A 13,582-nucleotide genomic window follows, 5' to 3' on the forward strand; every position below is an offset into this window, starting at 1 on the left:
TGGTGGAGGGGGAAGCGGTGCCACGAGCCGATGGGATGCCGCGCTACATGACGGCCTGGGTGCGGTCGCGCAGGCCCAGCTTGGCCAGGATCCGGGAGACATGCGTCTTGACCGTCTCGTCGCCGATGCCCAGCCGCTGCGCGATCTCCGTGTTGCTGTGCGCCTGGGCCACCAGCATCAGCACCTCGTGCTCGCGGGCCGTCAGCCGCTCGAGCGCGGTGGAGGACGCGGGCGGGGCGATGCTGCCGGCGAAACGCGAGATGAGACGGCGGGTGACCGAGGGATCGATGAGGGCGTCACCTCGGGCGGCGATGCGGATGGCCGCGATCGTCTCCTCGGGAGGGGCGCTCTTCAGGCGGAATCCGCCGGCTCCCATGTGGAGGGCGCGGTAGACGTAGCTGTCGTCGTCGTAGGTGGTGAGCACGATGATTTTCGTGGTGTTGCCCGGCCTGCCGAGGATGCGCTCCGCGGCTCCGAGTCCATCCAGGCGCGGCATGCGGACGTCCAGGACGGCGACGTCGGGTGCCGGCCTGCCGGTCTCGTCGACGGCCGCCTGACCGTCGGCCACTTCGGCGGCACAGCACAGATCGTCCTGGGTGCCCAGGACCGCCTTCAGCCCCGAGCGGAACATGGCGGCCACGGCCGCGGCACCCTGCGGAACGTCGGCCTGCTCGACCGGCCCGGCCCGCCCCTGGCCATCAGCTGGACCGTCTGCGCCATCCCGCCCGTCGGGATGCTCGCCTACCTCGCCGTCGGCTGGCGGCGCAACAGGCCCGCCGAGAAGGTGGCCACACTCATCTGATCCTCGCCGGACCCGGGCCGGGCCTCAGGCAGCGGTGGCCGGCGGTTCCGCGACGCCGATGAAGTTCCCGGCCACCAGCCGGATGTGGGCGGACCAGCCCAGCGCCGCGAGGTCGGCGGTGAGCGAGGAGGGGTCGTGGAACACCTTCACGATGCGGTACCGGCTGCCGTCATCGAGCCGGCGCACGGCCTCCGGAGTCGGCCCGCCGGAGAGGACCTCCTCTTCGGCGGCCGCGGCGGGACCGTCGTCGATGAAGACCGCTCGGCCACCCGGTGCGAGTGCGGAGGCGACGGTGTTCCAGAAGCCGGGCAACCGCGCCGGTGGGACGTGGGAGAGCCAGAAGGCGAAGAACACCGTGTCGTAGCGGCGCGACGGCCGCCACGTGAACAGGTCGGCCTCGACGAACCGGACGGTGGCGGACGCGGTACGCGCACGAGCGAGGGCCAGTACCTCAGCCGCCGCGTCGACGGCCGTCACCGAACGCCCCCGCGCGGCGAGCGACGAGGTCCACTGCCCCGTCCCGCACGCCAGCTCCAGAACATCTCCGGCAATCGGGAGGTCATCGACGGCAGCCAACAACTCCCGCAGGTCCTCGCGCTGCGCATAGGGCCGGTCGTATTCCGCCGCGCCCGCCCTGTAGTAGGCCATCTGCTCGGTCAGCAGAGCGTCGTCATCCACTGCGGGTTCCTCCCGGTTCGGCCAAGCCGAGCACCCTGCTCGGTCCCACCGGCACCCTCGTCCTTGACCTTCGGGCAAGGTCAAGCGTCAGGTCGGCCGCGGCCCGCCGGGTCAGCCATGGAGATCCTTGGCCATCAGCTCGAGCCGCCCGGCGAATTCGGTGAGCCCGGCCCGGTCCACGTTGCCGAAGCTGACCCGGAAGACCTGGCGGTCGTCGGGCAGGAAGGCGGTGCCCGGAATGACGAGCGTGTCGTAGCGGGTGATGAGGTCGCGCACGACGTCGTCGGTGCCACGGCCGGCGAAGGGGTGGCGGACCCAGCCGAAGAACCCTCCGCAGCTCAGCAGCTCGAAACCGCCCGGCCGCTCGGCCAGCACGGTCTCCAGCCAGCGCCGCTTCTCGGTGGCCTCGTCGGCACGCGCACGCCGCCACTCCTGGGCCGAGGTCAGCCCCGCCCAGGCGGCCTCCTGCCCGACGCGCGGAGGGCAGATCGCCACGCAGTCGAGCAACTTCATCACCTCGCGGTTCAGCTCGGGCGAGCCGACGACCGCGCCCACCCGGTAGCCGGGAATCGCGAGGTCCTTGGAGAAGCTGTGCAGGCTCACCAGGGTCCGCGCCCAGTCCGGTTCGGCGAACAGGTCGTGTGCCGGTCGCACGGTGTCGCGGAAGGAGCGGTAGGTCTCGTCCACGATCAGCGCGATGTCGTGCCGCTTCGCCAGTGCGTAGAAGTCCGCGAGCACATCCGGCGGAAGGGTGACGCCGCTCGGGTTGCCCGGGGTGACCAGCACGATCGCCCTGGTGCGCGGGGTGATGAGCGCTTCGGCCGCTTCCGGGTCGGGCACCAGATCGGGCCCGGGCTCCAGGTAGCGCGGCACGACGCCATTCATGCGCAGCCACATGTCGTAGTTGAAGTAGTACGGCAGGACTTCGATGACCTCGTCGCCCGGCTCGGTGAGCGCCTGCGCCACCAGACAGAACGCCTGGTTGCACCCCGCGGTGACGACCATCTGGTCGGCTCCCACCGGGCTCTGGTAGGCGCGGCTGAGGTCGGCGGCGAAGGCGTCCCGCAGCCGGGGCAGTCCGGGGCTCGGCACATAGGCGGCGCCGTTCGGCTCGTGCGCGATCTTGGTGACGTGTTCGACCATCTCGGGCGCGGGCGGGTAGCTCGGCGCGGCCTGGGCCAGATCGAGCAGTGCCCGCTCGCCGCTGCGGCCCGCCAGCAGGGCATACGTCGCGCCCATCGGCGAATCGATCTCCTGCACGGTGCGCGGGCTGAGTCGCACGTCGGCGCTCCTTCACGGGTGGCGGGCCGCTGTCGGTTCACCGCGATGCTACCGACCTCCCCCGCGCGCCGGCCGGGCCATGGCAGCGGGGACGCGCGCGAGGGAGTCGGAGCCGGACCGGCCGCCGTAGTCGCTGTGCGTCAGGCGGGGGTTTCGGCGGTGGCGATCAGGACCGCGCGGCCGAGGATGTGTCCGGCCATGGTGAAGCCGAGCACGGCCGGGGTGGCGTCGGCCGGGACGCCGATGGACTCGACGTCGAGGGCGTGCACCACGACGAAGTAGCGGTGGGTGCCGTGTCCGGCCGGCGGGGCGGCGCCGATGAAGCGGGCGGCGCGGGCGTCGCCCGGCAGTTGGAAGGCACCCTCGGGCAGTCCCGAGCCGGTGTCGTCGCCGGCGCCCTCGGGCAGCTCGGTGACGGTGGCGGGGATGTCGGCGACCGCCCAGTGCCAGAACCCGGACCCGGTGGGGGCGTCGGGGTCGTAGACGGTGACGGCGTAGCTCTTGGTGCCTTCGGGGGCGCCGCTCCAGGTCAGCTGCGGGGAGACGTCCTTCCCGCCGGGGACGCCGGAGATGCCGGAGAACTGCTCGATCGACCAGGCGGCGCCGTCGGTGACGGTGGTGCTGGTGACGGTGAAGGAGGCCGCCTCGGGGAGGCGGGCGAAGGGGTCGTTGGCGCTCATCGCGTCGTTCCTTTCGGGCCGTGCTGTGAAGTGGCGGTGATGGTGCGGCCGAGGGGGGCCGCGGCGCCGCGCAGGGCACCGCCGACGGCTCTCACCGTCGGACCGCTCGATCGATCATAGCAGTAATAATCGATTATCTTCTGGATCATCTATGATGGCCCGCATGACTCAGACGACCCACACGTCGGCCTCCTCGGGGAAGCGGATGCTCTCCGAGCAGGTCTACGCACATCTGCGGGACGCGATCATGCGCGGGGACCACGCCCCCGGGGACGCCCTCAAACCGCAGGACCTCGCCAAGGAACAGGGCGTGAGCCTGGCCGTTGTCCGCGAGGCGCTCGTACGGCTGGTCGGCGAGGGCCTGGCGGACCGGCTGCACAACCGCGGCTTCGCCGTCCCCGCCTACTCCGACCGCCGCTGGCAGGAGATCGCGGAGGCCCGCCGGACCATCGAACCGGTCGTGCTGCGCATGTCCATCGAGCGCGGCGACGTCGACTGGGAGTCCCGCGTACGCGCCGCCCACCACCGGCTGACCCGGACCCAGGCGTACGTGCCGGGGAAGGGCGAGCACTACAGCGCCGCATGGGCCGAGGCCCACCGGGTCTTCCACCGCGCCCTGCTGGAGGGCTGCGGCAACCCCGTCCTGCTCGACACCTTCGACCGGATGTGGACCGCGAGCGAGCTGGCACGCCGCTGGTCGGCACAGCGCAACCCGGGCCGGGACGGCGTCCGCGAACACCGCCGGCTGGAGGAGGCGGCGCTGGCCCGCGACGCCGACACCGCGGCCGAGGTCCTGGTCCAGCACCTCACCCAGACCGCGGCCGTACTGACCGGCCGCACCCACGACGACCCCGCGAAGGAAGCCTGATGCGCCTCGCCGACCTGACCACATCCGAACCGAGTGCGGGCCGCCGCTGCCACGGCGTCGTCAATCCCCTGCACTCCTGCGTGTACTTCGCGCCCGAGCGGCAGGACGAGCTCGCGGCGCTCGGGCTGGAGCGCGGGGCCATGGCCTACTTCGCGGACCGCGCGGCCCCGCTCGGGCCGGTCGGCGCGGGCACCGTCTCCGCCACCTTCTACAACTTCAACCACGCGCATGTGGAGCGGTTCATCCCCGCCGCGTGGGCCATCGCCACACCGGAGGCGGTGCTCGCGGCGCGGCTGCGCGGCGCGGACAAGGTGCTGCGGCGGCTGCTCGGGGAGGCGGCCCTGGCGTCGGAGGAGATGGCCGAGACGGCCGGGCTGGCGCTGCGCGCCACCGAGGCGTGCCACCGGGAGGCGCGGCCGCTGTACGCCGCGAACGCGGGCCTCCCGGTGCCCGAGGAACCGCATCTGGCCCTGTGGCACGCCGCGACGCTGCTGCGCGAGCACCGGGGCGACGGCCACCTCTTCGCCCTGGCGGTCGCCGGCCTGTCCGGGATCGAGGCGCTGGTCCTGCACAACGCCACCGGCACCACGGTGACGTCGGCGACGTTCATGCGGACCCGAGGATGGTCCGCCGGGCAGTGGGCCGCCGCGCGGGACCGGTTGCGCGAGCGCGGACTGCTGGACGAGGCGGGGGACCTCACGGAGTCGGGCGTGGCCCTGCGCGGTGAGGTGGAGGCGCTCACCGACCGCCTCGACGCCGCCCCGTACGACCACCTCGGCCCGGCCGCCACCGCCCGCCTCACCGAGCTGGCCGGTGGCTTCACCGAAACCCTCCGGGCCGCGGGCGCCTTCCCGGCGGTCCACTTCGGCAAGGGCTGACCGCCACCGAGCCGCCGCCTGGTCGCCCCCTAGTCGCGCATGACGTCGGGCTCGTGCCGGCGCAGCAGCCGGGCCACGACGAAGCCGCAGACCAGCCCGATCGCCACCAGCACACCGAGATCGATGCCCCACTGGGAGACGGTGTGCGCCCACAGCGGGTCGACTTCGTTCGGCTTGTCGAGATTCCACGGCGGCATGGTGTGCGCGAGGTCGAGTGTGGTCCCGGCGCCCGCGACCGCCCAGCGGGCGGGCATCAGCCAGCCGACCTGTTCGATGCCCGGAGAGCTGAACAGCTTGAAGAGGACGCCGGTGAAGACCACCTGCACGATGGCGAACATCACCAGCAGCGGCATGGTCTTCTCGGCCGTCCTCACCAGCGCGGAGATGACCAGGCCGAACATCATGGAGGTGAAGCCCAGCGCACTGATCACCACACAGACCTCGACGGCCGTGGGCATGAGCAGCCCCTGGGCGGGCAGTTGGCGGACCGAGAAGCCGATCGCGCACAGGACGGCACCCTGCATCGCGGTGATCAGACCGAGGACGATCACCTTCGACATCAGATACGCGGACCGGGACAGACCCGTGGCCCTCTCCCGTTCGTAGATCACCCGTTCCTTGATCAATTCGCGTACGGAGTTGGCCGCGCCGGAGAAACTCATGCCGATGACGAGCACCAGCAGAATGGTTCCGGACTCCTGGTTGTAGCGGAAACCGCTGTCGGGCGGTGGCGGGACGAGTCCGTACTTCGCCGGAACCAGACAGCTCACCCCGCCCAGCACGGCCGGGAGGAGCAGCATCAGCGCCATGAAGCCCTTGTCGGAGGCGATGACCGACAGATAGCGGCGGATCAGGGTCCACAACTGGGCGACCCAGTGCCGCCGTTTGGGCTGCAGCGCTCGCGCGGGCGGCTGCGCCGGAAGGGCGCCCGGCTGCTGCGGCGGTACGGCAGAGCCGACCTCCGCGACCCGCCGGGCGTACTGCGGGGAAGTCCGCCAGCGTCCGCCCCAGTCGTGGTCGCGATGGTTCTCGAAGGCGGAGAAGACATCGGCCCAGCTCTCGTGGCCGAAGAACTCCAGGGCCTCGTCCGGGGCGCCGAAGTAGGCCACGGAGCCGCCCGGCGCCATCACCAACACCCGGTCGCACAGGGACAGTTCGGCGACCGAGTGGGTCACCACCAGGACGGTACGGCCGTCGTCGGCGAGCCCCCGCAGCAACTTCATGACATCGCGGTCCAGGCCCGGGTCCAGCCCGGAGGTGGGCTCGTCCAGGAAGAGCAGGGATGGCTTGGTCAGCAGCTCCAGGGCGACGGACACCCGCTTGCGCTGACCGCCGGAGAGCGAGGCGACCTTCTTGTCCCGGTGGACGTCGAGCTTCAGCTCCCGGAGCACCTCGTCGATACGGGCCTTGCGCTCGGCGGCCTTGGTGTCGCCGGGGAAGCGCAGCCTGGCGGCGTACTTCAGCGCGGTGTCGACGGTCAGCTCCTTGTGCAGGATGTCGTCCTGCGGAACGAGGCCGATCCGGTGGCGCAACTCGGCGAACTGGGTGTACAGATCGCGGTGGTCGTAGAGGACATGCCCCTGGTCGGCGGGCCGGTAGCCGGTCAGCGCGCGCAGCAGGGTGGACTTCCCGGAGCCCGACGGCCCGACCACCGCCACCAGCGACTTCTCCGGGACGCCGAAGGAGACGTCGTCCAGGATGGTCTTGCCGCGTCCGACGGTCACCGTCAGGTTCCGGGCGGCGAAGAAGACCTCACCGGTGTCGGCGAACTCCTCCAGCCGGTCCCCGGCGAGGCGGAAGGTGGAGTGGCCGACACCGACGATGTCATGGGGGCCGATGAGCTGGCGGCGGTCCACGGGCTGCCCGTTGACAAAGGTGCCGTTGTGGCTGCCGAGGTCGACGATCTCGAAGCGGCCACCGGGCAGCGGCCGGAACTCCGCGTGGTGGCGGGAGACGTGCGGGCCCTCCACCACGAGTTCGTTGTCCTGCGCCCGGCCGATGCGCATCGGCCGCCCCTGGACGAGCCGGTGGACACCCGACGGGCTCCGGTCGATGAAGTGGGTCGCGGCGGCTCCATGGGGCTCGTCCGGCTCTCCGGCGGCGGGCCGGTGCGGGTCCCGGGTGACGTCCGGGCCTGCCGTACGGGCGGGGGCCGCCGTCCCGGCCGGGGCCGCCGCCTGCCCCGCTGAGGCCGCCGCCCCGGCCGGGGCTCCCGGGCCCTCCGCCGTCCCGGGACGGGGCGCCACCGGGGGTGAACCGGCGGCTGCCACCGTGCCCCAACCCGTATCACCTCGCGGTCCGCGAGGGGGCTGGGGATGGGCCTCGGGGCGGGGTTCGGGATGAGCCTGAGGACGGGGTTCGGGGCGGGCCTCGGGACGAGGCTCAGGACGGGCATCGCCCTGATGTGCCGCCGCGCGGCCCTGCGCGGCGGCGGGCGCCTGGTCGCCACTCACCGGCGACGGCGCCGGCGCTGGCGAAGGCGTCGGCGCGGCCTCCGTGAAGTCCAGCCGCATGCCGCTGGAGAAGTTCCCCAGCCGGACGATCGAACCGTGGCCGATCTCGATCCGCTGGACACGGCGCCCGTCCGCGAACGTGCCGTTCGCGCTGCCGAGGTCCTCGATGACCCACGTCCCGCCGACGCAGCGGATCGTGATGTGCCGCCGGGAGACCCGGCGGTCGATGGTCGGGATGTCGGCCTGCTGATCGCGCCCCACGGTGTAGCTCCGGGACGCGTCCAGGGTCCAGGTGCGTCCATTGGCATGCAGTACAAGTTCCGGCACGGGCGGTGTGTCCTCATGGGGTCGGTCAGTCGGCGTGCGGCCCGGGCCGGGCACGCCGATGCGTACGGCCGTAGCCGACTTGGAAGAGGGCACGGGGCGTACGGAGGTTGCGTGTGATGGCGCGGGGTCCCAACTTACCTCCCCGGCAGCGGTGGTTCGCCTCCGTCCCCGCGTTCGCCCCCGGCGCACAGTGCGTGGTCGATGAGGGCGCTGGCCGTGTTCTCCTGGTCCAGGATGTGCTCCGGGGTGTCACCGCGTGCCTCCGACATGGAGACCGCGGCGCTGCGCCTGCCGTCCTCGGTCACCCCGTTGAGGGTGATGTAGCCGCCGTCCCCGCCCTCGTGGCTCCAGTACGTTCCTCCGCAGCTCAGCGGGCGTTCGACCAGGCCGAGCCCGTAGCGGCCGCCGGGCCACAGCTGCTGGACCTCCTCGCTCACCGGCACGGTCCGCTTCATCTCGGCCAGTTGCCGCGGCGGCAGCAGCCGGCCCGAGAGCAGTGCGCGGAAGAAGTCGTTCTCGTCCCGTGTGGTCGTGACCCACGAAAGGTTCTCGTGGTCCACCGGGCTCTGGTCGGTGACGTCCACCCGGGACCCGGGGCCGAAGAGCTGGTAGGCCCTGGCGTGCGGCCGGGGGAGGGTGGGCGAGGTGCCCAGCCACCGGGTCCGGTCGAGGCCGAGCGGGCGCAGGACGCGGTCCTCGATCTCCTGGTGGGCGGGGCGGCCGGTGGCCTTCTTGACGACCATGTCGAGAAGGATGTAGCCGGTGTTGGAGTACGCCCAGCCCTCGCCGGGCGGGAAGTCCGGTGCGTGGGCCATGGCGCGGGCCACCAGCCACTCGGGCTCGTAGACGTCGTGGCGCTGCTGGTAGTACTCCTCCGGCGTGGTGTATCCGGGCAGGTCGTCGTGGATGCCGCCGGTGTGCTGGAGCAGTTGGCGGAGGGTGATCCGGCGGCCGTCGTTGCCGTTGCCCCGCACCACTCCCGGCAGCCAGTGGTCGACCGTGTCGTCCAGGGAGAGTGTGCCCTCGGCCTCCAGTTGGAGGACCACGGTGGCGACCAGTGTCTTGGATGTGCTGGCCATGCGGAAGGAGCCGTCGGAAGAGACCGGACGGCCGGTGTTCAGGTCGCCGGTGCCGCTGGTGGCGACCGAGTGCCGACCGTCCGGCGCGACCACGCGGGCCTGCACACCGCTGACGCCGAGGGCGTGGATCGCCTCGGTGTCCTGGCGCAGCCGCTCCACGGGGGAGGGGCCGGCGGGCCGGGCGACGGCGGTGGCCACCTCGGTGGCGAGCAGCGTAGCGACACCGAGTGCCAGGGCGAGGTGCTTGCGCGGAGTGGGAGACATGGCTGAACGCTAGATTCGCCCCCAACGGGGCGCGATCCGGCGCACCCCAGGATCGACATGGGGGATATCCCCCGCGGGCCCTCACCCGTCGTGCGGCCGTCCTCCCCGGCGGTTTCTGTCCCTACATATGGTCCATACCAAACCCTTGACAGGATTTTCCTTCACTTCTTAAATCACGTAGTGAACTAAGTATCTCTCGGATCGCTCATCGCACCCCGGTCGGCGCCGTAACCACTTGGTTCCACCTGTTGGTTTCACATGCGCCTCATGTCTCTCCGCACCTGTCATGCACATGCTTCTGGAAGGGAGAGTCATGGACTCCCCGCGCTTACCCCGGCGACTGCTGCTCTCCGTCGTCTCGTTCCTCGCCCTCGCCTCCATGTCCACCGGACTGGCACAGGGCGCGCCCGCCTCCGCGGCGCGGTCCGCCGCGCCACCGGCCGCGGCCGCCAAGGCCGCCGCCGTCACCTTCTCCGACGAGTTCGACGGGCCCGCGGGCTCCGCCGTCGACGGTGGCAAGTGGCAGATCGAGACGGGCGACAACGTCAACAACCATGAGCGGCAGTACTACACGGCGGGCAACCGCAACGCCGCCCTCGACGGGCAGGGCCATCTGGCCATCACCGCCCGCCGTGAGAACCCGAGCAACTACCAGTGCTGGTACGGAAGATGTGAGTACACCTCCGCCCGGCTGAACACCTCCGGCAAGTTCACCACCACCTACGGCCGGGTCGAAGCCCGGATGAAGATTCCGCGCGGGCAGGGCATGTGGCCGGCGTTCTGGATGCTGGGCAATGACATCGGACAGGTCGGCTGGCCCAACTCGGGTGAGATCGACATCATGGAGAACGTGGGCTTCGAGCCGTCCACGGTCCACGGCACCCTCCACGGCCCCGGATACTCGGGGTCCGGCGGTATCGGCGCCGGGTACTCCCTGCCCGGTGGCCAGGCGTTCGCCGACGCCTTCCACACCTTCGCCGTCGACTGGAGCCCCAACGCGATCACCTGGTCCGTGGACGGCACCGTCTACCAGCGGCGCACCCCCGCCGACCTCGGTGGCCGGCAGTGGGTGTTCAACAAGCCCTTCTTCGTGATCCTCAACCTGGCGGTCGGTGGCTACTGGCCCGGAGACCCCAACGGCAGCACGGCCTTCCCCCAGCAACTCCTCGTCGACTACGTCCGGGTCAGCACCGACGGCGGACAGCCGGGCGGCGGTGCCATCACCGGTGTCGGCGGCAAGTGTGTGGACGTGGCGGGTGCCAACAGCGCGAACGGTACGCCGATCCAGCTCTACGACTGCAACGGTTCCGCCGCGCAGCAGTGGACCGTTGGTGGCGATGGCACGATCCGTGCGCTGGGGAAGTGTCTGGACGTGGCGTCGGGTGGCACGGCCGACGGCAGTCTGGTCCAGCTCTATGACTGCAACGGCAGCGCGGCGCAGCAATGGGCCGTTCCCGCGGCCCGCGACATCGTCAATCCGCAGGCCAACAAGTGCCTGGATGCCGCCGGTGGCAGCTCGGCCAACGGCACCCGGCTGCAGATATGGACCTGCACCGGCGCCGCCAACCAGAAGTGGACGGTGACCAGATGAAGATGAGACTCCTGCACAGACCCGTGGTGCGCGGCATTCTGGGCGTGGCGGCCGCCGCCGCCCTCCTCACCGGCCTGACCAGCGTCCCCGCGAGTGGTGCCGCGGCGGCCACCGGACAGATCACCGGTGTCGGCGGCAAGTGTGTGGACGTGGCGGGTGCCAACAGCGCGAACGGTACGCCGATCCAGCTCTACGACTGCAACGGTTCCGCCGCGCAGCAGTGGACCGTTGGTGGCGATGGCACGATCCGTGCGCTGGGGAAGTGTCTGGACGTGGCCTCGGGTGGCACGGCCGACGGCAGCCTGGTCCAGCTCTACGACTGCAACGGCAGCGGGGCCCAGCAGTGGTCCCTCCCGGCGGCGCGTGACATCGTCAATCCGCAGGCCAACAAGTGCCTGGATGCCACCGGTGGCAGTTCGGCCAACGGCACCCGGCTGCAGATATGGACCTGCACCGGTGCCGCCAACCAGAAGTGGACGGCGCCGGACGGTGGCAGCACCCCGCCGACCGGGCCGGGAGCCATGGCCGTGGCCCCGTACCTCTACAACGGCTGGGGCAGCCCGCCGAGCCCCACCACCGTGATGAACGCGACCGGCGTCAAGTGGTTCACGCTCGCCTTCGTCCTCAGCAACGGCTACTGCAACCCGCAGTGGGACGGTGGCCGTCCGCTCACCGGAGGCGTCGACCAGCAGACCATCAACACCGTGCGGTCCGCCGGTGGCGATGTCATCCCGTCCTTCGGCGGCTGGAGCGGCAACAAGCTGGAGAGCTCCTGCGGCAGCGCGGGCGAGCTGGCCGCCGCCTACCAGAAGGTCATCAACGCCTACGGTCTCAAGGCGATCGACATCGACATCGAGGCCGCCGCGTACGACAGCCCGACCGTCCAGCAGCGCACGGTCGACGCGCTGAAGACCGTCAAGGCCAACAACCCCGGCATCAAGGTGTACGTCACCTTCGGCACCGGCCAGAACGGCCCGGACAACAGCCTGATCAGCAAGGCCGCCGCCTCCGGTCTGACCGTGGACAGCTGGACCATCATGCCGTTCAACTTCGGGGGCGCCGGGCAGAACATGGGCCAGCTCACCCTCCGCGCCGCCGAGGGGCTCAAGAACACGGTCAAGAGCGCCTACGGGTACACGGACGACCAGGCGTACCGGCACACCGGCATCTCCTCGATGAACGGCATCACCGACAACGGTGAGACCGTGACCGTGAACGACTTCCGCACCATCCTGGGCTACGCCCAGCAGCGGCACCTCGCGCGGCTGACCTTCTGGTCGGTCAACCGTGACCGGCCCTGTACCGGTGGCGGGGCGGACACCTGCTCGGGCGTCTCCCAGCAGCCGTGGGACTTCACCCGTGTCTTCGCCCAGTACGCGGGCTGATCCCATTCAGGACACGCGTTTCCTATAGGAATCTGCGCGACGAGATCCGGCACCCGATCCACAGGGGTGCCGGATCTCGTGTTTGTCCGAGGTCTTGACGGGGCGGCCCGGCTGGCACACCATCGCGGCATCAATTTCCTATTTGATTCGTGGGGGTGCGGAGGTGGGTCTCCGGACTGGATCTGTACTGCCGGGAGTGGTCGCCGTCGTGGTGCTGGCCGCGGGTTCGGCGGCCTGCACGCTCAAGAACTCGGGTGAGCCGACGGCCGGGCAGGGCCCCGCGTCCGCGCGGGCGGGTGGTGGCTCGGCCGTGCTCGCGGACGGGTCGGCCACCAAGGTCGCACTCGTGCCCGGCGGGGCGCACCCGTACTTCCAGCCCTGGAAGTCCGCCGGCGCCGACGCGAAGAAGACGTACCGGCTCGGGGGCGTGACGTTCGACGAGACGGCGGAGTGGGACCAGCAGAAGCAGAACAACCTGCTGTCCACGCTCGCCGCGCGCGGCTACAACGCGTTCGGTGTCTTCGGGGTCTCGCCCACCGACATCAACACCACATTCGCCGACCTGAAGTCGCAGGGCCTCGCCGTGGCCTCGCTCGGCTCCTGTCCGGCGGGCAGGAACGAGGCCGACTTCTGCCTCTCCACGGATGTCGAACTGGCCGCGTACAAGGCGGCCAAGGCCGCCATCGACGCGATGGGCGGCAAGGGCACGATCGTCCATCTGACGGGCAACAACGTGGACGCCAACACCCAGCTGCGGATCAAGGGCGTGGCCAGGGCCGTCAAGGAGTCGGGCGGCAAGGCGAAGCTGCTGCAGACCGTCACCGACATCGACAAGGACCTGCAGACCGCGCAGAAGGCGGTGTCCGATCTGCTGACGGCCAAGGGCAAGCAGATCCAGGGCATCGTCTCCACCGCCTACAACCCGGCCGTCGCCGCCGCCGACGCGGTCAGGAGCTCCGGTTCGCGGGCGAAGGTCGTCGCCATCGACGACGACGCCAAGATCCTCAGCTCGATCAGGCAGGGCACGGTCACCGCCACCGTCGTGCAGAACCCGGTGGGACAGGCGAAGGTCGGGGCGTGGGCGCTCGCGCTGCTGCAGACCAAGCAGTGCACCATGCGCACGCCCGGCCAGTCCGTCGACTCCGGCTCGTTCGTCGTCACGAAGAAGAACGTCACGACCTACGACCGTGCCCGGAGGGCGAAGACGGACCGGCTGAAGAAGCAGTTCGCCGACGACGTCCTGGCGTGCGGCTGATCCCGCCGCCCCCGTACCGCGGAACGCTCTAGAGAAACCGG

Annotated in this window: 11 protein-coding genes; 5 read left to right on the top strand and 6 right to left on the bottom strand. The window is 70.9% G+C overall.

The genetic code is table 11. From position 1 onward, the window contains the following. Positions 1-43 precede the first annotated feature (43 nt). The 4 genes from J8403_RS35575 to J8403_RS35590 all read right to left on the bottom strand — a co-directional run bounded on the left by J8403_RS35575 (position 44) and on the right by J8403_RS35590 (position 3,441). Positions 44-631: a response regulator gene (locus tag J8403_RS35575; RefSeq protein WP_211128596.1), complete on the bottom strand. Its 588-nt coding sequence runs from the start codon at positions 629-631 to the stop codon at positions 44-46. 195 nt (positions 632-826) lie between these two features. After that, a complete protein-coding gene (locus J8403_RS35580; RefSeq protein WP_246586146.1) occupies positions 827-1,480 on the bottom strand; it encodes a class I SAM-dependent methyltransferase in 654 nt (217 codons plus the stop codon). A 111-nt stretch (positions 1,481-1,591) separates the two neighbouring features. After that, on the bottom strand, positions 1,592-2,761 hold the full coding sequence (locus tag J8403_RS35585; protein ID WP_211126736.1) for an aminotransferase: 1,170 nt from the start codon (positions 2,759-2,761) through the stop codon (positions 1,592-1,594). A gap of 140 nt (positions 2,762-2,901) precedes the next feature. Further along, positions 2,902-3,441 (bottom strand): YbhB/YbcL family Raf kinase inhibitor-like protein, encoded by a 540-nt coding sequence (locus J8403_RS35590; RefSeq protein WP_211126737.1) that lies wholly within the window; start codon positions 3,439-3,441, stop codon positions 2,902-2,904. A gap of 163 nt (positions 3,442-3,604) precedes the next feature. Here J8403_RS35590 and J8403_RS35595 point away from each other — a divergent pair, with 163 nt between their 5' ends. Beyond that, a complete protein-coding gene (locus tag J8403_RS35595; RefSeq protein ID WP_211126738.1) occupies positions 3,605-4,309 on the top strand; it encodes a GntR family transcriptional regulator in 705 nt (234 codons plus the stop codon). Positions 4,310-4,323: 14 nt separating this feature from the next. Next, positions 4,324-5,187, top strand: coding sequence for an SCO6745 family protein (locus J8403_RS35600; RefSeq protein ID WP_425519914.1), 864 nt, complete (start codon positions 4,324-4,326; stop codon positions 5,185-5,187). 29 nt (positions 5,188-5,216) lie between these two features. Here the strand turns inward: J8403_RS35600 and J8403_RS35605 are convergent, their stop codons facing one another. Both J8403_RS35605 and J8403_RS35610 read right to left on the bottom strand, forming a co-directional pair. Beyond that, positions 5,217-7,967 carry an FHA domain-containing protein gene (locus tag J8403_RS35605; RefSeq protein WP_211126740.1) on the bottom strand — a complete coding sequence of 917 codons (2,751 nt, stop codon included), beginning with the start codon at positions 7,965-7,967 and terminating at the stop codon, positions 5,217-5,219. 134 nt (positions 7,968-8,101) lie between these two features. Continuing rightward, entirely contained in the window at positions 8,102-9,310 is a 1,209-nt protein-coding gene (locus J8403_RS35610) for a serine hydrolase domain-containing protein (RefSeq protein WP_211126741.1), read from the bottom strand. Between the two features lie 313 nt (positions 9,311-9,623). Between J8403_RS35610 and J8403_RS35615 the strand changes: the two genes are divergently transcribed. The 3 genes from J8403_RS35615 (at position 9,624) to J8403_RS35625 (ending at position 13,541) form a co-directional block, all read left to right on the top strand. Continuing rightward, positions 9,624-10,901 (top strand): glycoside hydrolase family 16 protein, encoded by a 1,278-nt coding sequence (locus J8403_RS35615; RefSeq protein WP_211126742.1) that lies wholly within the window; start codon positions 9,624-9,626, stop codon positions 10,899-10,901. Next, the gene (locus J8403_RS35620) at positions 10,898-12,286 is read left to right on the top strand and encodes a chitinase (protein WP_211126743.1); all 1,389 of its coding nucleotides are present in this window, start codon (positions 10,898-10,900) and stop codon (positions 12,284-12,286) included. The genes J8403_RS35615 and J8403_RS35620 overlap by 4 nt, the downstream gene beginning before the upstream one ends. A gap of 187 nt (positions 12,287-12,473) precedes the next feature. Beyond that, positions 12,474-13,541, top strand: a complete 1,068-nt coding sequence (locus J8403_RS35625) for a sugar ABC transporter substrate-binding protein (protein WP_425519915.1) — start codon at positions 12,474-12,476, stop codon at positions 13,539-13,541. The last annotated feature ends 41 nt before the right edge of the window (positions 13,542-13,582 follow it).

It is taken from the genome of Streptomyces yatensis, from assembly GCF_018069625.1.
GTDB classification, from domain to species: Bacteria; Actinomycetota; Actinomycetes; order Streptomycetales; family Streptomycetaceae; genus Streptomyces; species Streptomyces yatensis.